Source organism: Cupriavidus sp. 2TAF22, from assembly GCF_052115045.1.
In the GTDB taxonomy this organism is placed as follows: Bacteria; Pseudomonadota; Gammaproteobacteria; order Burkholderiales; family Burkholderiaceae; genus Cupriavidus.
The window spans coordinates 102,844-124,521 of record NZ_JBFRFX010000002.1 but is presented as its reverse complement, the minus strand read 5'-3'; the positions used below and the strand labels follow the sequence as shown (position 1 = coordinate 124,521).

Sequence of the window (21,678 nt, the reverse complement as noted above, 5' to 3'; positions counted from 1 at the left end):
ATGGCAATCAAGAAATCCGAACTTTACAGCTCCTTGTGGAAAGGTTGCGACGAACTCCGGGGCGGCATGGACGCCTCCCAGTACAAGGACTACGTGCTGGTCCTGCTGTTCGTCAAATACGTTTCCGACAAGTATGCCGGTCAGAAGGACGCCCTGCTCGACGTACCGGCCGGTGGCAGTTTTGCGGACATGGTGGCACTGAAGGGCGACAAGGAGATCGGCGACAAACTCAACAAGATCATCAGTCGCCTGGCCGAGGCCAATGAACTCAAGGGTGTGATCGATGTTGCGGACTTCAATGACGCCGAGAAGCTCGGTAAGGGAAAGGAGATGGTGGACCGCCTCTCCAACCTCGTCGCTATCTTCGACACGCCGGGGCTCGACTTCAAGGGCAACCGTGCCGAGGGCGACGACATTCTGGGTGATGCCTATGAGTATCTTATGCGGCACTTTGCTACCGAGTCGGGTAAAAGCAAGGGGCAGTTCTACACGCCGGCGGAAGTCTCTCGCATCATGGCTAGGGTGATTGGCATCGGCAGCGCCAAGAGTGCTGACCAAACCATCTATGACCCGACCTGCGGATCTGGATCGCTGCTCATCAAAGCACATGACGAAGCAAAAGGCAGCACCGGACAGGATCTGACCATCTATGGGCAGGAAATGGACAACGCCACGTCAGCCCTGGCCAAGATGAACATGATCCTGCACGACTGCCCAACGGCAGAGATCTGGAAGGACAATTCGCTGTCCAGCCCGCACTTCAAACAAGCCAACGGTAGCCTGAAGACCTTCGACTTCGTTGTTGCCAATCCCCCGTTCTCGACGAAGGCGTGGAGCAATGGGTTCGACCCGGGGAACGACGACTATGGTCGTTTTGAATACGGCACTCCGCCAGAGAAGAATGGCGATTATGCTTTCATGCTCCACATCCTCGCCTCCCTGAAAAGTAACGGCAAGGGCGCAGTGATTCTTCCACATGGCGTCTTGTTCCGAGGTGGGGCCGAAGGGGCTATCCGGAAGCGTGTGGTCCAGCAAGGCTACATCAAGGGCATCATCGGCCTGCCGGCCAACCTGTTTTACGGAACGGGCATCCCCGCCTGCATCATTGTGCTCGACAAGGAACATGCTGCTGCTCGCAAAGGCATCTTCATGATCGACGCCAGCAAGGGGTACATCAAGGACGGAAACAAGAATCGTCTGCGTGCCCAGGACATTCACAAGATCGTCGATGCCTTCAACAAGCAGATTGAGATCGCAAAGTACTCCCGACTCGTGCCAGTTGCGGAGATTGCAAACAACGACTTCAACCTGAACATTCCACGCTACATCGACAGTACTGAGCCGGAAGACTTGCAGGACATCGCTGCTCACTTGCTTGGCGGCATTCCGGATCATGATATCGACGACCTCGGTCGCTACTGGGCGGTACTGCCCGCTGTTCGGAGCGTACTGTTCGAACCGGCTGTCCGGCCGGGATACAGCCAGCTGAAAGTCGCTTCGATCGATGTCAAGGCAACGATCTTCGGTCATGCCGAATTCGCAGCGTTCACGGAAACGGTCAGATCCCACTTCGCCAAGTGGATGACCGGAAACGTTTCGCTCCTCACCGACATCGAGATCGGAGACCACCCCAAGGCATTGATCGAGACCATCTCCGAAAGCATGCTCGACACGTTCAAGACCGTACCGCTTCTCGACGCCTACGATGTTTACCAGCATCTGATGAGCTACTGGGCCGACACGATGCAGGACGACGTGTACATGCTGATTCATGACGGCTGGACCGCACTGGCCGATGGTAAGTCGAACAACGATCTGATTCCGTCGTCGCTGATCATCGCCCGGTACTTTGCAGATGATGCGAAGGCTATCGAACATCTCGAAGCCCAGCGTGATGCTGTCACTCGCCAGATGGAGGAGCTCGACGAAGAGCACGGCGGCGAAGACGGGCTACTGGCTGAAGCGAAGACTGACAAGGGCAAGCTCACAAAGGTCAGCCTCAAGGCTCGGCTATCGGAGATCAAGAAGGACGCTGACGCAGTAGAAGAGCGCAAGGCCCTGAACGAATACCTCGAATTAATTGAGCAGGAAGCTGCGGCCAACAAGAAGGTCAAAGACGCGCAGAAGGCTCTGGAGGCCAAGGTGGCGGTGCAGTATGCCAAGCTGAACGTAGCCGAGATCAAGACGCTGGTCATTGAGGACAAGTGGCTTGCTACCCTTGCAGCTGACGTCCAGACCGAGCTTGATCGTGTGTCGCAAGCACTGACTGGCCGTATCAAGGTGCTGGCTGACCGTTACGCAACGCCGCTGCCTAAGCTTACGGCCGAAGTTGCCGCACTCGCTGCACGTGTCGATGAACATCTGAAGAAAATGGGGTTCGCATGGAACTGAAGCCGGGGTACAAGCGGACCGAGGTGGGAGTGATCCCGGAGGATTGGAATGCCGGAGCTATTCTCGAAATCTCAAGCGAGATAATGGATTACCGTGGAAGAACTCCACGAAAACTAGGGTTGACTTGGGGCGGTGGGGATATTCCTGCGCTCTCGGCAGGCAACGTCAAGAATGGGTATGTCGACTTTTCGGAGGAGTGCTATTTTGGCTCCGAGGAATTGTACAAACGCTGGATGGTCAAGGGTGACGTTGCCGAGGGCGACATCGTTTTTACAACAGAGGCCCCTCTCGGGAACGTCGCATTGATTCCCGACGATCGTCGATACATATTAAGCCAGAGGACCATCCTTCTCCGGACCAACCCAGAAGTAGTGGAAAGTCGATTCCTCTATCACGCAATTAAATCGGATGTATTCCAAAGGATACTTCTCGACAATGCGAGTGGGTCGACTGCCAAAGGAATTCAGAGGAAGCGATTTGAGAAGCTTTCGGTTTGTGTTCCGCCGCTCAAAGAGCAGGAACACATCGCCACCGCCCTCAGCGATGTCGACGCCCTGATCTCATCGCTGGATCAGCTAATCGCCAAGAAACGTGACTTCAAGCAGGCCACCATGCAGCAACTGCTCACAGGCAAGGAACGCCTGCCGGGGTTTAGCGGCGGTTGGCGCCAAAAGACGTTTGGGGATATCATCTCCCACTGCTTCAGTGGTGCAACTCCTTCTCGAGCCAACCCTGAATTCTATAAAGGTGACATACGCTGGATTACAAGCGGCGAACTTAATTACAACGTAATAAACGATACGGCAGAGAAAATATCACAAGAGGCTGTTCTTAGAACCAATCTAAAGATTGTACCTAAAGATACGTTTCTCATGGCTATTACCGGTCTTGAGGCGGAAGGAACTCGAGGTAGTTGCGGGATAGTAGGTCAAGAGTCAACAACAAATCAGTCCTGCATGGCAATTTTCCCAACTGCTGACCTTCTGGTTGAATATCTATTCCATTACTATGTGTTCCGAGGTAAAAGCCTTGCGCTGCAGTATTGTCAGGGCACAAAACAGCAAAGCTACACGGCGAAGATCGTCAAGCTGCTACCCATTCTTTTACCGTCGGTCGAGGAGCAGCGAGCTATTGCCATCGTCCTCTCCGACATGGATACCGAACTCGCAGCCTTGGAAGAGAAACGCGACAAGACCCGTGCTCTCAAGCAGGGCATGATGCAGGAGCTGTTGACCGGGAGGATTCGCCTCGTATGAGCACCGTCGGCCAAATCGAAAAGAAGACTCAAGAGCGTGTCGTCAAGCTGTTCTGTGACACGCTGGGTTACAACTATCTGGGCAACTGGATCGATCGCACGGGCAACAGAAACGTCGAGTCGAGTTTGCTCCAGACGTTCTTGAAAGGAAAGGGCTACGACGAGGCGCTGATAAACCGTGCGATACATGCTCTCGACAAGGCCGCCGGTGACCAAAGCAAGAGTCTCTACGATAGAAACAAGGCGGTGTATGAGTTGCTCCGCTACGGCGTGAAGATAAAGCCCGAGGTGGGCGAGAATACGCAGACGGTCTGGCTGGTGGACTGGAAGCAACCGCTTAACAATGACTTCGCTATCGCTGAAGAAGTAACTGTCGGCGGCGGCGACACCAAGGCCAATACCAAACGCCCTGATGTCGTGCTGTACGTCAATGGTATTGCCATGGGTGTGCTGGAACTGAAGCGATCCACGGTGTCTGTTTCCGAGGGCATTCGGCAGAACCTTGACAATCAGAAGAAGGTCTTCATCGAACACTTCTTCTCCACGATGCAGTTCGTCATGGCAGGCAACGACACCGAGGGCCTGCGATACGGCTCGATCCAGACACCGGAAAAGTACTACTTGTCTTGGAAGGAAGACAGTCCAATTGATAACCTGCTTGACCGCCATCTGACGCAGACCTGCAACAAGGCTCGCTTTTTGGAGTTGATTCACGACTTCATTGTGTTCGATGCCGGAACGAAGAAGCTCTGCCGGCAAAACCAGTATTTCGGGGTTCGGGCAGCGCAGGACCATGTGAAACGCCGGGAAGGCGGCATCATCTGGCACACGCAGGGATCCGGCAAGAGCCTGACCATGGTGTGGCTCACGAAGTGGATACGCGAGAACGTCAAGGATGCACGGGTTCTGATCATCACCGATCGCACTGAACTGGATGAGCAGATCGAAAAGGTGTTCAAGGGCGTCCACGAAGAGATTTACCGGACGAAGAGCGGCGGCGACCTGATCGCCGCGCTCAATGCCACTACACCATGGCTCGTGTGCTCGTTGATCCATAAATTCGGCGGCAAGGAAGACGGCGAAGAAGTGGGCGACGTGGCCGGCTATATTGAGGAAATAAAGAGGGCTCTGCCTGCCGACTTCAGGGCCAAGGGTGACCTCTATGTGTTCGTGGACGAATGCCATCGCACCCAGTCCGGGGAGTTACATAAGGCTATGAAGGCCATCCTGCCCAATGCACTGTTCATCGGCTTCACGGGCACGCCGTTGCTCAAGGCTGACAAGCAGAAGAGCATCGAAGTTTTCGGGCGATATATCCACACCTACAAGTTTGACGAAGCGGTGAAGGATGGCGTTGTACTTGACTTGCGCTACGAGGCTCGGGACGTGGATCAGAACATCACGTCGCAAAAGAAGATCGACCAGTGGTTCGAAGCCAAGACCAAAGGGCTGACGGATCTTGCCAAAGCGCAACTGAAGCAAAAATGGGGGACGATGCAGCGGGTGCTTTCCAGCCAGTCGAGACTCGAAAAGATCGCAGCCGATATCCTGTTTGATATGGAAACCCGTGACCGGTTGATGAGTGGACACGGCAACGCCATGCTCGTGTCTGGCAGCATCTACCAGGCATGCAAGTTCTACGAGTTGTTCGATAAGACCGGACTTTCGGGCAAGTGCGCCGTCGTCACCAGCTACAGGCCATCGCCGGCGGACATCAAGGGGGAAAGCGCCGAGGGACTGACAGAGAGACTGCGTCAGTACGAAATTTATAACAAGATGTTGAACGGCCAGGAGCCGGATTCTTTCGAGAAGGACGTCAAGAAGAAATTCATCGACGAGCCGGGGCAAATGAAACTCCTGATCGTGGTGGACAAGCTTCTCACTGGATTCGATGCTCCATCGGCGACCTACCTGTACATCGACAAACAGATGCGTGACCACGGCTTGTTCCAGGCCATCTGTCGGGTGAACAGACTGGACGGCGACGACAAGGAATACGGCTACATTGTCGACTACAAGGATCTGTTCAGGAGTCTGGAGAGTTCGATCCATGACTACACCTCCGGCGCCCTTGACGGCTATGACAAGGATGACGTTGCCGGCTTGCTGGAAGACCGATTGGGCAAGGCCCGTGAGCACCTAGAGGAAACGCGTGAGGCCATCAAGGCATTGTGTGAGCCAGTAGATGCTCCCAAGGATACAGCGGCCTACCTTCGCTACTTTTGCGCCAAAGATTCCGGCAATGCCGAGCAGCTGAAGGAAAACGAACCCAAGCGCCTGGCGCTATACAAGTTCACCGCTGCCTTTATCCGAGCATTCGCCAGCCTAGCCAACGAGTTGGAAGAGGCTGGTTATACGCCAGCGGACATCGCTGCGCTTAAGGACGAGACCAGTCACTTCGACAAGGCCCGCAACGAGGTCAAACTGGCCAGTGGTGACTACATCGATCTCAAAATGTATGAACCGGCAATGCGGCACTTGATTGACACCTACATCCGGGCCGAGGATAGTGACACGATTTCGGCCTTCGATGACCTATCGCTGATTCAACTCATCGTGGAACGTGGCCCGAGTGCGGTCGATGCGTTGCCGAAGGACATCCGTGAAAACAAGGAAGCGGTGGCGGAGACGATCGAAAACAACGTTCGCAAGCTGATCATCGACGAGCAGCCGATCAATCCCAAGTACTACGAGAAGATGTCGGAGCTACTTGATGCGCTGATCGAAAAGAGGAAAGCCGATGCACTGGCATACGAGGACTATCTGGCCGAAATCGTTGCGCTTGCGAAGCAGGTGAAGAATCCAGCGACAGGAGCCTCCTATCCGCCCACGCTCGATTCTGAAGCCAAGCGTGCGCTGTATGACAACGTCGGTAAGGACGAAACGTTGGCCCTTAACCTCGACCATGCTGTTCGCCAGAGCAGGCAGGATGACTGGCGCAACAATCCAGTGAAGGTAAAAAAGGTCAAGATCGCTATCAAGGCCATCCTTCATGATGACGAGGTGTGGACTAAAGAGATTCTGAAATTGGTGGTGGACCAACGTGAGTACTGAGCCGCGTCACATCAAGGTCAGTGGCCTGACCGTCGAGATCGTGCGCAAGGACATCAAGAACCTACACCTAGGCGTTTACCCGCCAAACGGAAGGGTTCGTGTCGCAGCCCCCCAGGCCGTCAGCAATGATGCCGTCCGACTGGCTGTGATCGGAAAACTGGGCTGGATAAAGCGCCAGCAGGCCAAGTTCGAAACCCAGCCTCGTCAGTCAACACGGGAAATGGTCAACGGCGAGAGTCATTACTTTCAGGGGCATCGCTATCGCATCCGTGTAGTGCAGCATGAGGGACCGGGACGGGTGACGCTTCGTAGCAGGACCACGATGGAAATCCGTGTGCGGCCTGAGGCAAATGCCGAACAGCGTTTGCGGGTCTTGCAATGTTGGTACAGGGAACAGCTGAAAGCCCAAGTCCCGGTACTGCTGGAAAAATGGCAGTCCGTGTTGGGCGTGGAAGTAGCTCACTGGGGCATCAAGAAGATGAAGACCAAGTGGGGTAGCTGCAACGTCGACGCTCGCCGGGTCTGGTTAAATCTGGAGTTGGCCAAGAAGCCCGTACAGTGCCTAGAGTACGTTGTCGTTCATGAGATGGTCCATTTGATGGAACGGCACCATAACGATCGGTTCGTCGCATTGATGGACCGGTACCTTCCGCATTGGCGAACGTATCGTGAAGAGTTGAACCGGGCGCCGCTAGGTCACGAGACCTGGGATGGTTGACCGGTATAGCCAGCCTAATATGTCTTGAGCATACTATGGCTCCCGCCTCAAACATCGACCCAAACACCATCAAAGACTAGCTGGAGACGCACTACTGCATCGACGAGGACGCCGCCCAGATCGTTGCGCGCAAACGTCATTCAGCTCGCCGCACGAAGATTGGATTCATGCAACAAGCCCCATTCAAACGATAAGATTTCTCATGCTCAACGCCGTTCTCAATGGGAAAAAGCGTGGTACCGGCCTAGAAGGCATCACGCTAAGGCTGGGCGAGGCTGAGGGTGCGGAAGATGTCCTGACCGCCACAGTCTTTGAGCGGCTATCCTACTTGCCTGACACGGTGCTTGTCGCCTTCTTTTCGCATCTGCTGTCACTGGATCTTCCACCACTAGATGAAATCGCGTTTTGGCCGTGGTGGAGACTGAATGGAACCGGTGTCGAACCCGATGTACTTCTGACGTGTGGCACTCGGCGAGTTCTTGTCGAAGCTAAAAGGCATGACTTCTTAGAGCAACAGTACGCAGATCAGTTGGCACGTGAGCTCTTGGCGGGGTGGGAGAGCGACGAGCTAGGGGAGGAAAACGTTACCCTCTTGACAATTGGAGGGATGATGGAGTATTCGCCAGTTCAGGAAAAAGCATTGAAGGGCCAGATTATTACAGCCCTAAATCGTGATGCATCGGCGGCTGTCCCCCAGTTTGAGCTTATATGCCGTAGCTGGGGAGATGTTTACCAATCTCTCGGACAGGTGGTGCGAAACTCACAAGGTTATGGCAACGGTCTTCAACGAATTATCGACGATATAGGTAGTGCCTTTGCCTGGCATGGTATTCGCACCCATCCGCCTAGATGGTTGACTGATCTCCGCCACTACCACATTACAAGTGTTTCGTTCCACTATTTCAGTCCTATGGCCTCTCTCGTCGCCACTCGCTCCGCTCTCACACCATTGGTTACATTAGCGCCAGCGCACATTAGTGCTGAAGGCAAATCCTTTGACATGTGGAGGTTTTATCAATGACCATATCACTCGATGCAGCATTGCTGGACGTCCGCAAGGCCTACCGCTTGCTGGCAGATTATCAACAACGCATTGTTGAACTCCTCGGATTTATCCGTGGGGAGTTTGACGCTATTCCCTACCATCATTGCTGGCGGAATATGGCATCGCGTGATTTTCAGATATTGGAGCGTAATGATGACTCCGGAAGCCGCCTATTGCCGCTGTTAGACGCGTCAGCTCTCTGGATTCGGCATTCTGGAGATCATGAAGATTACGTGCACCAGCATAGCAAAGGCGATTTGTTGATTGATGTACAAATATGTAGTGATACGGGGTTCTCTACGAAGAGCAATGCAGTAATGCAGCCAGTGGAAGTCAGTCGAAGTGAGCTTGCTATCAGCCTTATTCGCTGCGATGAACCTGCCGCAGGGCCATTCAATTGGTATGACCGAGTTTGGAATCGCATGCCATACCCCGAGCATGGAAAACTGGTTACGACCGAGAAGGTTCCCGGGTATAGAATGTATCGAGAATTCGTTCCTTTAACTGCGTTTACTGATGAGCAGGCTACACGGACAGCGCTTACCCAGTTTCGCCGACGTGCGGGAGAAATCTTTGGTCATGAGGTCTGATTGCGCTTCTCACTCAAGTTGGTGGTGCAGGGAACAGCCAATCTATGGCTCTGCGTCGAACATTGCTGTCCATACCTGAAATCCGATTTCTTTATAATTTCTGCTACGTCGGTATGACAGTCGCTACTCAGGACCCTGCGTATTACATCGGATGGGATGTTGGTGGGTGGAATTGCGACGCCAATAGGCGTAGCCGAGACGCCATCATTATCTTAAACAGTGATCTTGATATGGTCGGAGAGGCTTGGCGCGGCAATCTCAGCTATTCTATCCAGACGGCTACCTGCGCAGCGGAGTGGGTGGCCTCGCTGTTCGCATTGTGTAAAACTGAAATGGCAAGCATGACCAAGGTCACCCTCGCCATCGATGCCCCTTTAGGATTTCCCGAAGATCTTATTCGGTTAGCTACGCGACAGGGCTATGCGGAGTCAATCGCCACGCATGCTAACAACTCATATTTGTTCCGTCAGACAGAAAAATTCCTGTTTGGTCAGGGCTTGAAGCCTCTTTCTGCCATCAAAGACATGATAGGTAGCCAGGCAACAAAGGGGATGCATGTGCTGGCTAAATTCACCCCTCATCTTCAAAGCATTGGAGTGTGGTCAGATCGCAAGGCCCTTACCATAATTGAGGCTTACCCTGCGGCCTGCAAAAATTCGAAAACGATCCAGGAACTGCTGCGTCACTATCGTCTTCCGTCCCACCCCGATGACACGCACGATGCGCTAAAGTGTGCGCTAATCGCCCATCTATTCTCATGTCGGCCCGACAAGCTTATACCGCCCGAGGAAAAAGTTCCGGAGTCGGAAGGTTGGATATGGGTGGCTCGTGATGCGATTCATCAGGTTGGGTAAGCAAGCCAGGCCGAAGGCGGTGCAGTTGACCGTGCTTATGCCACGTTCAATCGTCGGTGTGCTTCGGGCGGGTATGTGCTGGAGTTGCATCCCACAGCCGTCGAATACATCGAGTGAGGAAGTAGAGCAGGTCGACACCCTCGCCTTTGTGAGGCTACTGGTGGCCGCGCTTTTTGGTAGAGCCTGTTTTGGCTTTGCGAGGACGGCGGAACGTCGGGCTGCCGCATTCGACGATATCGATTCCCGCCGCCGTGTAACGATCCCTAGGCAGATGAGATGCATCTCGTGACGGTTCCCAATTCCCGGTTGGCATCCGGTCACGAAGATCCAAGTCAGTCAGAGTCGCATCCTCTTCCTTCGTAATCCTCACCAAGAACAGGTTATCTTTGAGTACTTTCGCAAGTCCGTCGATGTTCTCCGGCGTCACTGCCAAATTTGATTTCTCCTCGATGTCGAGAAGCCAGTTCATGATGACATTCACGGGAACGGCATGGTCATAGAGAGATGGCTGGAACGGGTCCTGCTGAATCTTTGTGGAGCAGAATTTTTTGCTGTTCCTGTATGCTGGCTCGCTGTACTTCCTCAAAAGATGGTTCACTACAACCTTGCAGTCACTGTCCTCTTGGACAAGCGGGTGCATCCGGAACGTTGATAGACTTCCCAGAATCTGAGCACAGATTCCCTTGGTTGTCAGCGGCATGTGCGTTACCCCCTCGTTCGGCTCTAGATGCGACGTTGATCGTTACCCATCTAATTGATGTTGCCGCAGCAACGCCTTCTTCGCAGCGGCAAGGGGCTCGGTGTCGGTGTCCACGTTCCGAACCAATTCGATCACGATTGACTTGCCTTTCCGCAGCGCCATATCGATATCCCTATGTATCTGGCGGAAGCCCTTGCCATTCCTTGGTGCTCGGCCGTCCCGCATCCTCCGCAGATTGTCGTCGTAGTTGGCGAACGGGGCTTCGGCGCCGTCTCTGCTCATACCGACGTAGATGACCTGCATGCCAGAGGCAGCACCATCAACGAGGCCGATCCGGAACAGCAAGGGAAGCGAAGGGTCGACAGAGCCGGTGCGTAGCTCGAAGCCGAGGGGACTGAATTTCGTATCTGTCATGAAGCGGTGATGCTGTTGGCTAGAAGTGATAGCTGATGGCGTTGTTGGCTTCGGAGATCATCTTTCGGCGGAACATGTCGTCGACCAAGCCGGTCAACTGCGCCTTCGTGAGCTTGTTGCCAAATAGGGTACTCACATGCTTGGTCAGCGTTGCCCGCTTTCTTGGCCTTTTGTTCTTCAGCACCTTGGTGAGATTCGCCTTTACACGTTCGAGCTCGGCACTAGGCGGGGATGATGCTTTTGGCGCTGGTTTTGGAGATGATACGGTCGGAGCGGCCGGAGTCCTGTGTATCTCCCCGACAACAGCAACCCGTTTGCAGGACACGCCTAGCGAGCCGATGTGCTTGACCAGCGGGTCGTAGCCCGTGTCCTTGGCCAGGATGATGAACTCGCTGGCCTCCTTGCGCTCAAGAACACGGCCAATATGGAATGCAATGTGAAAGTCCAGTGCGTTCTTGCCGGTGCCCGAGACCCGATGCCACTGAACCTGTGACCCCAGATTCTGCAACCGGGTTGTCAGATCGAGCGAGGCACTCTTCTGGTTGGCGCCGCAAAAGATGGCAATCTGGTAGTCCGGCGGGATGTGCTGAACGTCAATTGTCTGGACATTTTCAAAATCCACCAGCAACAGCGGCTGCGACATGTGACCCCTGATTACTTTTTTTGTTCAGGCGATTCTAGCCGATTGCTGACTTGCCGGTAACCCAAGACCCATTGCCCCAAAACCCCGTCTGATGTGCATCAAGTGTGCCGCTCGATAGAAGTTGCCAGGATGGCTCGGATGAGCGATCGGCAAATACTGAATCTCCTTGCCAGAGGATTCAAAGGCTAAGATCTCACCCGACATCGCTTGTGCATGCGCCATCAGGGCCAACGGAGAGACACCACGGACTCGGGCTCTCAGGGCCGTCCAGACGTTGGCACCCCAGGAAATCATGCGTACTGTTTTGAAGCGTTTGCTGACGGCGGCGATGATCGAGTCCAAGCCATCGAGGCACTCTTCGTAGCTGATACCGTAGTTGCGCAGTGACCCACACTTTCCGTCGCCTGGCGGTCGGTAGTCGGGATACAGGTTGAGGAACAGCCCGACGGTCGAGCCATCGAAGATTGCCTGCGGCGCAGCCGGCATGTATTTCGGTGTGTAATGTAGTGCATCGCCGTTTCTCATAGGCGAATCGGATCGATTTCGACTCTCGACGACTATCGGGTACCAGTCGTGGCCAAGGAGAATTGTGAGGCTGTCCTTGTCGGGAGAGTATGTATTCAGTAGCAGGTTGTCCGTCCACGGGCAGATGCCCATACTGAACCCCACTCCACACGCGATCGAGGCATCGCGTAGTGCTGCACCTTTTGCGTCCGTCGCCAAGGCCATGGCGTCAATAGCCTGAGTGCGATCATGTAAATGCCTAAGTTGCTCGTAGGTGGCCCGATGGAAATCCGTCGTGACATAGGACCATGGGCGTTCCCTGCCCAGTCCCCAATACTTCGCCAAGGGTTCGTTGATCGACGGAAATATGTCCCGGTACGCCGCCAGAACCAGTTCTACTTCGCTTTGCCTATAGAGCGCTTTCACAGCATGTAACCTCGAAAATGAAGGGGTTCACCCCAGTTCGACCGTACGAGTGAACATGGCCTTTAGGCATTCTATCGTTTGAACATGTCGACGACCAATGCGAAATGTAGGAGGAACACGGCGATGGGCTCGAAGGGCTGGCGGCCGGGAACTGTGTACAGCAGACAGGCCTGTCGGCAGAGCCTTGACGCTGAGTTCTGGATGTCTCGAGTCAGATTTTTTGCGGCTGGCTCGGCCGGGGGATTGTCAGATCTTCTCGCTCCAGCTCCCCGCCTGCTGTCCGTTCGCTAATCTCTTCTTATATATATTAGGAAATGCTCGCAACCGAAAATCCAGCATTGATAATGATTTCCACGCTTCTATCGCCCACCAATTTTTAAAACTCGTGGGCGACCTCATCCTCAGTGCAACATCAGTTCTACCTTGATACGCTTGAAAGCGTCGCACTTTGGGCTGGCGTCGAAGTTCCCGAAACTCTGCCAGTCCACCGGACGACCTTGACAGCAGGCATTCTCGTGGAAAAAGATGCAAGATTCGCAAATCTGCCGAGGCATCGACTGCTCGTCAAAATAGAGATCTTCCGGCGTCGGAACAATCGGCTCTTTCTGGCTGCTCGGTAGAGCCCGCAGTCTGGCGGCCTGCCGTTCAAGAACTAGGATCATATCCGGTAGATTCCAACTCGACGGCACGATCGGCTTCGTGTTGTCGGTCACCTGACGCCCACGGCTTTCTTTCTTGCCATAGGTGACACCCAGCGGTTCAAGTAGCTCACGCAGTAGGGCCCGGCCTTTCTCACCCACTTTGTCTCGCTCTGCGCTGCCACCAAGCGTCCTGACCTTTACTCGTACTTTCTTCAACGCATCGACTTTCTGACCAATGCTTTGGAACTCCAGGTCACTGCCGGCCAACGCCTGGAATGCCTCGCCGAGCCGACCATTCCTCGTCAATGCCGCCGATAGGTCGTCCGCCGTGATTTGCCCGGCTGTCAAAGCCTCTAGCTTCTTCAGAAGTAGAACAATTTTATCTGTCTTCTCAGCCTCTACCTTCGCCCAATCCGGGTGACGGTCTCGAGCGTATTGACTGGAGATCCATGGCGACAGCTCCCCGAACAAGCGCTTCACCTTGGCCGTCTTTACCATCTGAGCCGCTGCCGGATCAAGAATACGAAAGCTGCCCATGAAAATCCCTGCTTCCTCGTTTTGCAATTCCCTTTCCAAGCGGGGCTCGTCACATCGCCAGTTGTTCTTGCGCTCGTTGTATAACTGTTCCAGCCTGATAAGGGCTTGCATCGGGCTGCACCTGGAAAAGCGAGCGGCCTTGTCTACCACAGCCTGTCGGTAGTCACCACGAGCTTCTGTACGAGCGGCTTTGACAATCGCTGCCTTGTCTTTGTTGACCTCTGGCAAGCTGGCGCAATCAACGACTTTGAAGTTCTGGATAGCGTTGTCACGGACCAGCGAACTCAGAGCAACAAAGCTATTTCGCTCCGAATTTCGGAGCAGTTGGTACGTCACCCTGTCGAGCTGGAGATGCTCCTCCAGATAGCCGGTCACCGATGTCTCTGCGTGAAAACGCTCGGCGAGCTCTGCCCTCAGCGCAAACCCGTTTGGAAGCGCAAAGCAGGCGTCAGGGTGAACGTTGCCATAAATCCTCACCTGGCTCAGCAATCGACCTCGATTGGCACGGTTAACCGCCTGAATGATTTGGCTAGTATCGGCCTCCATGTGGTCGAAACGCGCCCAGAGAATGTCCGGTGCCCGAGCAAAATTGAGGCCTAACCCGAACAGTGGGCTGGAAATCAGCATCGGCAGAACGCTTGTCCGGGCGGCTTCGATTTCCTCTGCGGAGTTCTCGGGCCGGGAAACGATCACCGCATGGTCGGTGAGGCCGTACTGGGCAACGAGGCGGCGATACATCTCCATCTTGGAGGTATCGAGCAGCATCACAAAACGGGGAAGCGGCTCGTTCTTGGCCAATTTATCCTGAAAATCTTCAAACAAGAGCGCCAAATCTGAATCGAAGCGGGCCGTCGGTATCACTTCAAGGGGATTGCGCTTGAACGGGGCAAACTCGTAGCAGCAATAGTCGCATTCCGTCAGGCTTCCGAGAGCGTGCTTCGCTATCTCCACCAAAGCGTGGCGCTGAACGTCAGTCAACGTGCCGGTCAGGAGCAAAGACTGGCGGGACTTGCTCAACGCCGATTCCAGATTCTCCAGGCTTTTGCTACCCCGCATGAATCGGTCTAGCCCCTGATGGATCTCGTCAAGGATGAGAGCATGGGGAACGCCGCCGGCGTAGACGTCCTTCAGCAGTCTGGGCAAGGAATCGTAGGTGCTCACGATAACACCGTACCTAGAAAAACTCGGCCCCCAGACATCTTCATAATAGGCTGGACTGAGGCCTGCTTGCGTCAGATCGCTTTGCATCTGTTTAACCAGGGCAATTGTCGGCGCAGTGTACAAGACAAGCTGGCGCTGTTCGATGCGACTCTGGATCCAGTCGAGCGTCGCAGTGGTTTTGCCCGAACCAGTCGGCGACAGCACCAGCGACACCTTGGCCGTGGCAAAACCAGTCAATGCTGGGAGGAACCCATCGACCAACGTCAAGTGGTGGTGAGGCACTTCCGAGAACCAGCCAAGTTCATCCCGAACATAGTCATGAGCGCCCTGCGACAGTTCCTTCAGCGGCATCGAGTCGCCATCGCCGTGTCGAATTCCGATTTGGGGGCGATCTTTGCGCACGTACCACGAGCCGGGCGAGCCTTCGTCGGTGAAGTACAACGTCAGGTATTTTCCGTCCTGGCTCAGCTTCGCTTCGGCAAAGGGACGGCCTCGCCTTGCCGGTTGATCCGCTTGGCGTGGAGCGACGCTGTAACGAGTGACAGCAACCTTGCCTTGGATATTAGTCAGCGCAACTTGGGTCTCGTAGCCATGACTGCGCTTGTACTCGTTGACGAGTCGGTGCTTGAGTGCGCCAGCGCTGCCCACAACGTCAGCCGCAAGCAACGGAAGGGTTACGCTGTCGGCGGTCTTACGGGCCAAACCTTGCCTCTTCTCGGGTGTGATTCGGCAGTTCACGCCGGCATCGATGGTCGGGGCGGCAATATAGTGGGCCTGCACTTCGCTGCGCAGTGGTGCGGGATCGACGCCGAAGCTTAACGCCACGTTTCCGCCACGGTTTTCGCCGAGCGTGTAGAAGCCCGTCTCCATGCAGTGTAGGGACAAGTAGGCCGAGAGTTGCTTTCCAGGCACTCGGCGATCAAGCCAGAAGAAGATGTGAGCGTTCAGACCAGACTTCAGCGGAGTGCCATCGCTGCTTAGCACACCGGCGCTACCGCTATGCTGATAGAAAAATGTCACATTGTGAAATTCAGCAGGCAGTTTGGAGATCACCCATTCGATAGCCTCGATCGACAACGGATCCACGGTCGAAGGCACTTCGATGTCATCGAAATCGAGCATGGCCCAGTCGGTGCCATCTGGATGCTCCATGAAATTTTCGTTGGTCTTACGAACACTGCGGGCGTTGGGGTTAACTGGCAGGGCACGGATTAGAATGTGCCGATTGTCAGCGCTGCAAAACTCGATTAGCTTCGCGAGGTCGCAGATGCCGCCGACTGGAACTGTGACAGGGTTGAAATGGAAGGCATTCTGGAAATTTTGCTTTTTGACCTGCCCGTTCTCATCGAGGGAGAATCGCTTATTGACCGGATAATCGAGCGACGTCAGAACCGTAATTTCGGAACTGCAATTGCCTGACGCAATAGGAAACGCAATAGATTTTGGTTGACGGAGGACAGCCGAGGTTAGCGAAATTCCTCCCGTTAATTCTGAGTTAAAATACATTTAGAAAGTTAGTTTTTGTATTGCCAGCCCGGTCGAATTTTCTCTTCGCCGGGCTTTATTTTTTGGCTGCTCGCAGTCTACAAAGCAAGAAAAATTTTTTATACTTTTCGATATCGTCGATCGCTACGCACCATTAGTTCTGCTTTCGCAAAGTCGATATGGATAGACCCACTAATGCCGCAAGCTTCTCGGCGGCGTCATATTTCGGCACATAGCCTTTATTTTGCCAAGTGTTGACTGCACGGCTTGAAACACGCAGTTCCGCCGCCACTCGGCTTGGACCGCCTGCCATACGGACGGCAGTCGTAATGTTATTTTCTATATTCATTATATTCTCGTGGAACCGAGGGCAGTCGATACCGCAACAAGAAAATGCTGCAATAATTCTGCCATCTCTCTGTATGTTAACTCGGGAGTATAAATAATTGGCCAATATTAAGAAAATATTTTCCGTGCGAAATCCTGAGCGGCAACTGTCATGCATCGACTTCGCCTGATTCCTGGCCAGGATACTGAAATGGCTGCATAAGGACCTCCTACTTTGGCAGGTGGGGGCACCCCCAAGAACAAAGAAGCCGCATAGACAACTCATCGGCAGCACACGCCGACTCACAGCAGTTCACGGGAACCACACCGCAGGAAGATGAAGACGACAGGCCTTCCCGCAGATCATCTTCCCATCCTCCCACCGGACGCCGAACCGGCCTGCCAGCGGGGATTGCTCGTGGGAAGATGGGAGAAAGGCGCTGCAATTCCCCCCCCCGCCGAAGCGGGGAGGCGTTGCCCGGGCAGTCAAGAAGACTGATATGCAGTCGCCCCAGCACCAAGCGAAACAAGCCAGATCGTATGGCTGGACTTCCGTGACTGGAATCCCAGATTGGCGAGTGCCCGACCGAGCCCAATCGACGTGCCAGGCGTATGCCCATGCGCAGAACTCCACCGACGAAAGAGCTCGAACAGATCCTGGGACGACAAGCCGCCTCCGTTTGGAGAACCAACCAGGCACTCTTCAGCGAACTGCTGCACCGGATTCACATCACAGCGGTAGTCTTCACGTGCCGCCAGCGACGACGGCGGGATTGTGAGCCTTCCAGCCCCGAGCAACGCTTGCAGCCCCTCGACGGCCCATGCGATGATCCCGTCCAATTCGGCCAACAGGCGATCCAGCAACCCTGGATCATCCTCAGCAAAGGTGAACTGCCGATTGAACGGCAAGATGATCAACCGCCGGAAGAATCCATCAGACCTGTCTGGCGTGTCCGGCATCGAATTGGTCGCTACTACCAGCCTGCAATAGGGCGTGATCGTGCAAGAGTCACTGTACTTCCGCTCAGCCTCCACTGGATCCCCGGACACGATGGCCTTCAGGTAACCGTCAGCTTTCAGTGCCTGCGCCGGTAGGTCGGGCGAGAAGTTGGCGAGCTTCCCCGCCAATTCAACCCGAACTGCGGCACGTCCCAGCCGGTTCAACATGGCGTGCGACACGTTCTCCTTGCCAAGCATGGCCGCGATGACCTTGCACAGCACAGACTTGCCGTTACGGCCTTTTCCCAGCAGGAAGAGCATCTTCTGGAGGCTTGTGTCGGGGATCAGCAAGTAGCCCATCCACTGCCGCACGAAACCGATCCGTTGCTCTCGGTCTGCGTCGTCCCGAAAAACCTCATTCAGGAACTGTAGAAATCTCGGGCATTCGGCAGTTGCCACGTAGTTCGCATTGATGCGACTGATGAGCCGAGGGCCAGGACTATGAGGTCCCAACTCTCCCGTCTCAACATTGAGAGTTCCGTTGTGAAAACACAACAGCTTTCTGTTCGGTGCAAAGAAGCCGACGGGCTGCCTGGTTGCGTACTTCATGTACTTCAGGACTTGTTGAGCGTCGGCGACCTTGATGCCTGCGACTGCAAACGTCCGAAGCGCCTGCTGCGTCAGTTCTGCTTCGTCGATGACGGGGAAATATCCATCCTTATATGCGTAAAGCACCTTCCCGATGGACACCAGCCCGTTCGGATATTGCGCATCGAGGAGCGCCTGAGCGGCTGCCTGCTGCGATACGTCCTCACTGAACTTTTCCACTCTCGCCCACCATTGCATGTCGGACGGCTCCTGCGCCTCCCGTCCGTTTGGGCCCACGCAACGGCGACGGGCAGGGCACCCCTCAAATCCGGACCGCTGAATTTCAGCGCAAGTCCGGTTGGTGAGTTCTTTGGGCAAACCAGCCGCCGCCACATGGCGCTCGTAGTGACACAGCTTGTCCAGACGCAGGATTGTTCCCAGTTCGGCCGAAGAGATGCTGGCGAGGGACGTTCCCACGTCGCCGCACTGATTGCCCCGTGCATCGCCACCGTCATCGTCATCGTTAACGACAATATGTGTCGGCGTATCATCAACGCCTGTCCTGGCCGCCCCCTCAACCTTGGCACCTTCGTCGGCCGCCACATCACCTCCCGACTCGGACATGTGGGTCTCATATAGCCCTTTGAGAGCAGGAATCTGAGCGACTGCGGTCGGCGCTAGCGGTTCAGCAAATTGGATGTCGCTCATGCTGCGATCTCCAGGCCGGTCATCACACCATGCGTATTGCGCTGGATGAACGCATCCAGGTCCTGCTTCCGGTAGCGGACGTTGCGCCCCACCTTTACGTATGGCAGGTCATAGCGCTGGGTGCAAGCCCAGGTCGCCAGGGTGTTCGGCTGAACGCCGATGTAGGCGGCGGCTTCCCGGCGGGTCAAGAGATGACTTGGGAGCGTGCCAGAAGGGTCCGCGCTGGTTGCAGAGCGCCGCTGTGCCAGTGCCAGCACGCCGACGTGGGTACTACGATCAGTCGATTGAAAAAAAATCGAGTTCATCATGGTCCTTTTGATTAGCGGTGAAAGCCACCGTCAGGACCGATGATCGTGGATAGATGCTTGGCTATCGAGAGCGAAAATTATTGGGATTTTTTTACCACCTCATGTCCGGCTTCCTCAAAGGCCATCCGCCATATCACGTCCAGCCAGGACTGACTCAGGAACCTGGCTCGGTAGTCTTCAAGCCATTCCTCGACCGTCTCCCAATCGTCCAATGAGGCCTTGTTCTTTAGCAAGGTTTCGAGCGTTCCTGCACTGAAATCCTTTCCGATAAGCCTGGCGACCAGTTTCAAATCGATGTAGGGGACCAGCCGCCTACCTAGCCATCGATCGATTTCGGTCCGGACCCAAGCCAAATTCTCTCTTGCCGCATTCTTGCGAACCTTGCCGCCAGACGCCTGGCGCCACTGCCTCAGCCACTTCGTGAAGTCCGCCAGTAGCAGCGAGTCGTCGGGAGCGTCAACGTCAACTTCCAGCAGCACACGTCGGGAAGTCGGATTCGTCCCAACGTAAGGTTGGTTCAGCGGAACCCCGTCCAAGGTGCCAAACAGCTTTCCGCTCAGGGCATCGGCATGGGGTGGTAGTGGACCTATGTAATCCTGAGGTATCAGCTTGATGAACGTCGTCGCTAGTGGATTGGCGGTATCGATCGGTGGTGGGAGGTGGAGAGCGCAGCCCAGTGGGTCGTTGAGAAGCGAAGCCGAAATTTCGGCCGCATCTGAGTCAAGCCCAGTCGTACACGAGTGCAGCATGGAGGCAGACAAGCCGAGGTCATCATGAGGGGGCGTCACTACAGACCGCAACCGATCGGTGAAATCCCAAAGCAGCGAGCGATGGAAGATCAAGTCCCGCCACTGTGCATAAGAAAACTTGGCCAGACTGCTGTACTTCTCCAGGGAGAACCCTTTGAGCTCTTCCTGCGTGATTTTGTGACGGCTCACATTGCCCTCAGGAGATCGGTGGAGGGATGTTGCCCGGCCGCACTGCTTGTGCCGAGATAGATGGCGATACACCAGAGCCGTAACCCCGGCGTAACCCCAAAGCAAAAGGGGTTACAACGAAAACGCTGTAACCCCTTGATATTCTTGGTGCCGAAGAGAGGAATCGAACCCCCGACCTTCTCATTACGAATGAGCTGCTCTACCGACTGAGCTACTTCGGCCTCACCATCCGCGAAACAACTACTGGATGAAGCCCGCAATAATAGCAACGTTTATTTTGCCTGTGAAGCCCCCCAGGCAAAAATTTCCGGGGCGGACGTGGCTGCGGCCAGCCTGGCCATGGAAAAGGGACGCCCGGGGCGTCCCTTCCCACACCAGCACATGCAAGTGCCGTGGCCTTCTCGCCGGCAGCCGGCGTCAGCCCGCGGCCTTTTCCTCGTGGTGGTAGCGCGTGACGCGCTCCACTTCGTTCTTCGAGCCGAGGATCACGGAAACGCGCTGGTGCAGCTTTTCGGGCTGCACGTCCAGGATGCGTTCGTGGCCGTTGGTGGCGGCGCCGCCGGCCTGCTCGACCAGCATGGCCATGGGGTTGGCTTCGTACATCAGGCGCAGCTTGCCGGGTTTCTCCGGCTCGCGCTTGTCCCAGGGGTACATGAAGACGCCGCCGCGCGTGAGGATGCGGTGCACGTCGGCCACCATGGAGGCGATCCAGCGCATGTTGAAGTTCTTGCCGCGCGGACCTTCGTCGCCGGCCAGGCATTCGTCGATATAGCGGCGCACAGGCGGGGCCCAGTGGCGCATGTTGGACATGTTGATCGCGAATTCCTTGGTGTCTTCCGGGATCTGCACGTCGGACTGGGTGAGCACGAAGCTGCCGGCTTCGCGGTCCAGCGTGAACATGTGCACGCCATTGCCGACGGTCAGCACCAGGGTGGTCTGCGGGCCGTACACGGCGTAGCCGGCGGCGACCTGGTGGGTGCCGGGCTGCATGAAGTCGGCCTCGGTCACGGTCTGGCCGGGCTTGGGCATGTGCAGCACCGAGAAGATGGTGCCGATCGAGACGTTGACGTCGATGTTCGACGAGCCGTCGAGCGGATCGAACAGCAGCAGGTATTCGCCCTTGGGATAGCGGTTGGGGATCTCGTAGAAGCTGTCCATTTCCTCCGAGGCCATGGCGGCGAGGTGGCCGCCCCATTCGTTGGCGTCGAGCAGGACTTCGTTGGCGATCACGTCCAGCTTCTGCTGGGTCTCGCCCTGCACGTTGCCGGTGCCGGCCGAGCCGAGGATGCCGGCGAGGGCGCCCTTGCTGACGGAGTTGGAAATGGCCTTGCAGGCGCGCGCCACCACTTCGATCAGCAGCCGCAGCTCCGGCTGGATCGTATTGTGTTTGCGCTGCTCCTCGACCAGATAGCGGGTGAGGCTGATGCGACTCATGGGGTTTCTCCTTGAATG

At 55.4% G+C, this 21,678-nt stretch carries 17 protein-coding genes and 1 tRNA gene; 7 read left to right on the top strand and 11 right to left on the bottom strand.

All coding sequences use genetic code 11. The features are described 5' to 3' along the window. The 7 genes from AB4Z48_RS03075 to AB4Z48_RS03045 all read left to right on the top strand — a co-directional run bounded on the left by AB4Z48_RS03075 (position 1) and on the right by AB4Z48_RS03045 (position 9,907). Complete coding sequence (locus AB4Z48_RS03075; RefSeq protein ID WP_441612392.1) at positions 1-2,391, top strand: type I restriction-modification system subunit M; 2,391 nt, start codon at positions 1-3, stop codon at positions 2,389-2,391. Next, the gene (locus AB4Z48_RS03070) at positions 2,382-3,647 is read left to right on the top strand and encodes a restriction endonuclease subunit S (RefSeq protein WP_441612391.1); all 1,266 of its coding nucleotides are present in this window, start codon (positions 2,382-2,384) and stop codon (positions 3,645-3,647) included. The genes AB4Z48_RS03075 and AB4Z48_RS03070 overlap by 10 nt, the downstream gene beginning before the upstream one ends. Continuing rightward, on the top strand, positions 3,644-6,700 hold the full coding sequence (locus tag AB4Z48_RS03065; protein ID WP_441612390.1) for a type I restriction endonuclease subunit R: 3,057 nt from the start codon (positions 3,644-3,646) through the stop codon (positions 6,698-6,700). Before AB4Z48_RS03070 ends, AB4Z48_RS03065 begins: the two co-directional genes overlap by 4 nt. After that, the gene (locus AB4Z48_RS03060) at positions 6,690-7,418 is read left to right on the top strand and encodes a M48 family metallopeptidase (protein WP_441612389.1); all 729 of its coding nucleotides are present in this window, start codon (positions 6,690-6,692) and stop codon (positions 7,416-7,418) included. The genes AB4Z48_RS03065 and AB4Z48_RS03060 overlap by 11 nt, the downstream gene beginning before the upstream one ends. Before the next feature lie 202 nt (positions 7,419-7,620). Further along, positions 7,621-8,439, top strand: coding sequence for a hypothetical protein (locus tag AB4Z48_RS03055; RefSeq protein WP_441612388.1), 819 nt, complete (start codon positions 7,621-7,623; stop codon positions 8,437-8,439). Beyond that, on the top strand, positions 8,436-9,053 hold the full coding sequence (locus AB4Z48_RS03050) for a hypothetical protein (protein ID WP_441612387.1): 618 nt from the start codon (positions 8,436-8,438) through the stop codon (positions 9,051-9,053). The genes AB4Z48_RS03055 and AB4Z48_RS03050 overlap by 4 nt, the downstream gene beginning before the upstream one ends. Before the next feature lie 44 nt (positions 9,054-9,097). Further along, positions 9,098-9,907, top strand: coding sequence for a hypothetical protein (locus AB4Z48_RS03045; RefSeq protein ID WP_441612386.1), 810 nt, complete (start codon positions 9,098-9,100; stop codon positions 9,905-9,907). A gap of 154 nt (positions 9,908-10,061) precedes the next feature. Here AB4Z48_RS03045 and AB4Z48_RS03040 read toward each other — a convergent pair whose 3' ends face one another. The 11 genes from AB4Z48_RS03040 to AB4Z48_RS02990 all read right to left on the bottom strand — a co-directional run bounded on the left by AB4Z48_RS03040 (position 10,062) and on the right by AB4Z48_RS02990 (position 21,660). Further along, the gene (locus AB4Z48_RS03040; protein WP_441612385.1) at positions 10,062-10,607 is read right to left on the bottom strand and encodes a hypothetical protein; all 546 of its coding nucleotides are present in this window, start codon (positions 10,605-10,607) and stop codon (positions 10,062-10,064) included. Between the two features lie 42 nt (positions 10,608-10,649). Further along, on the bottom strand, positions 10,650-11,021 hold the full coding sequence (locus AB4Z48_RS03035; RefSeq protein ID WP_441612384.1) for a hypothetical protein: 372 nt from the start codon (positions 11,019-11,021) through the stop codon (positions 10,650-10,652). A gap of 19 nt (positions 11,022-11,040) precedes the next feature. Continuing rightward, positions 11,041-11,664: a PIN domain-containing protein gene (locus AB4Z48_RS03030; protein WP_441612383.1), complete on the bottom strand. Its 624-nt coding sequence runs from the start codon at positions 11,662-11,664 to the stop codon at positions 11,041-11,043. Positions 11,665-11,688: 24 nt separating this feature from the next. Then, positions 11,689-12,594, bottom strand: a complete 906-nt coding sequence (locus AB4Z48_RS03025; protein ID WP_441612382.1) for a hypothetical protein — start codon at positions 12,592-12,594, stop codon at positions 11,689-11,691. A gap of 401 nt (positions 12,595-12,995) precedes the next feature. Beyond that, the gene (locus AB4Z48_RS03020) at positions 12,996-16,439 is read right to left on the bottom strand and encodes a DEAD/DEAH box helicase family protein (protein WP_441612381.1); all 3,444 of its coding nucleotides are present in this window, start codon (positions 16,437-16,439) and stop codon (positions 12,996-12,998) included. Positions 16,440-16,572: 133 nt separating this feature from the next. Then, a complete protein-coding gene (locus tag AB4Z48_RS03015; RefSeq protein ID WP_441612380.1) occupies positions 16,573-16,767 on the bottom strand; it encodes a hypothetical protein in 195 nt (64 codons plus the stop codon). Between the two features lie 464 nt (positions 16,768-17,231). Further along, complete coding sequence (locus AB4Z48_RS03010; protein ID WP_441612379.1) at positions 17,232-18,980, bottom strand: DNA primase family protein; 1,749 nt, start codon at positions 18,978-18,980, stop codon at positions 17,232-17,234. Further along, positions 18,977-19,288, bottom strand: coding sequence for a helix-turn-helix domain-containing protein (locus AB4Z48_RS03005; protein ID WP_441612378.1), 312 nt, complete (start codon positions 19,286-19,288; stop codon positions 18,977-18,979). The genes AB4Z48_RS03010 and AB4Z48_RS03005 overlap by 4 nt, the downstream gene beginning before the upstream one ends. Before the next feature lie 77 nt (positions 19,289-19,365). Beyond that, entirely contained in the window at positions 19,366-20,226 is an 861-nt protein-coding gene (locus tag AB4Z48_RS03000) for a DUF6387 family protein (protein WP_441612377.1), read from the bottom strand. A gap of 145 nt (positions 20,227-20,371) precedes the next feature. Further along, a tRNA-Thr gene (locus AB4Z48_RS02995) sits at positions 20,372-20,447 on the bottom strand. A gap of 196 nt (positions 20,448-20,643) precedes the next feature. After that, complete coding sequence (locus AB4Z48_RS02990; RefSeq protein WP_441612376.1) at positions 20,644-21,660, bottom strand: class 1 fructose-bisphosphatase; 1,017 nt, start codon at positions 21,658-21,660, stop codon at positions 20,644-20,646. Between the last annotated feature and the right edge of the window lie 18 nt (positions 21,661-21,678).

What these genes read in the sequence shown, in the direction of transcription:
- AB4Z48_RS03010 (WP_441612379.1), bottom strand. Translation starts at nt 18,980, where the DNA reads ATGAGCGACATCCAATTTGCTGAACCGCTAGCGCCGACCGCAGTCGCT.
- AB4Z48_RS03015 (WP_441612380.1), bottom strand. Translation starts at nt 16,767, where the DNA reads ATGAATATAGAAAATAACATTACGACTGCCGTCCGTATGGCAGGCGGT.
- AB4Z48_RS03005 (WP_441612378.1), bottom strand. Translation starts at nt 19,288, where the DNA reads ATGATGAACTCGATTTTTTTTCAATCGACTGATCGTAGTACCCACGTC.
- AB4Z48_RS03030 (WP_441612383.1), bottom strand. Translation starts at nt 11,664, where the DNA reads ATGTCGCAGCCGCTGTTGCTGGTGGATTTTGAAAATGTCCAGACAATT.
- AB4Z48_RS03020 (WP_441612381.1), bottom strand. Translation starts at nt 16,439, where the DNA reads ATGTATTTTAACTCAGAATTAACGGGAGGAATTTCGCTAACCTCGGCT.
- AB4Z48_RS02990 (WP_441612376.1), bottom strand. Translation starts at nt 21,660, where the DNA reads ATGAGTCGCATCAGCCTCACCCGCTATCTGGTCGAGGAGCAGCGCAAA.
- AB4Z48_RS03070 (WP_441612391.1), top strand. Translation starts at nt 2,382, where the DNA reads ATGGAACTGAAGCCGGGGTACAAGCGGACCGAGGTGGGAGTGATCCCG.
- AB4Z48_RS03075 (WP_441612392.1), top strand. Translation starts at nt 1, where the DNA reads ATGGCAATCAAGAAATCCGAACTTTACAGCTCCTTGTGGAAAGGTTGC.
- AB4Z48_RS03045 (WP_441612386.1), top strand. Translation starts at nt 9,098, where the DNA reads ATGGCTCTGCGTCGAACATTGCTGTCCATACCTGAAATCCGATTTCTT.
- AB4Z48_RS03040 (WP_441612385.1), bottom strand. Translation starts at nt 10,607, where the DNA reads ATGCCGCTGACAACCAAGGGAATCTGTGCTCAGATTCTGGGAAGTCTA.
- AB4Z48_RS03050 (WP_441612387.1), top strand. Translation starts at nt 8,436, where the DNA reads ATGACCATATCACTCGATGCAGCATTGCTGGACGTCCGCAAGGCCTAC.
- AB4Z48_RS03055 (WP_441612388.1), top strand. Translation starts at nt 7,621, where the DNA reads ATGCTCAACGCCGTTCTCAATGGGAAAAAGCGTGGTACCGGCCTAGAA.
- AB4Z48_RS03065 (WP_441612390.1), top strand. Translation starts at nt 3,644, where the DNA reads ATGAGCACCGTCGGCCAAATCGAAAAGAAGACTCAAGAGCGTGTCGTC.
- AB4Z48_RS03035 (WP_441612384.1), bottom strand. Translation starts at nt 11,021, where the DNA reads ATGACAGATACGAAATTCAGTCCCCTCGGCTTCGAGCTACGCACCGGC.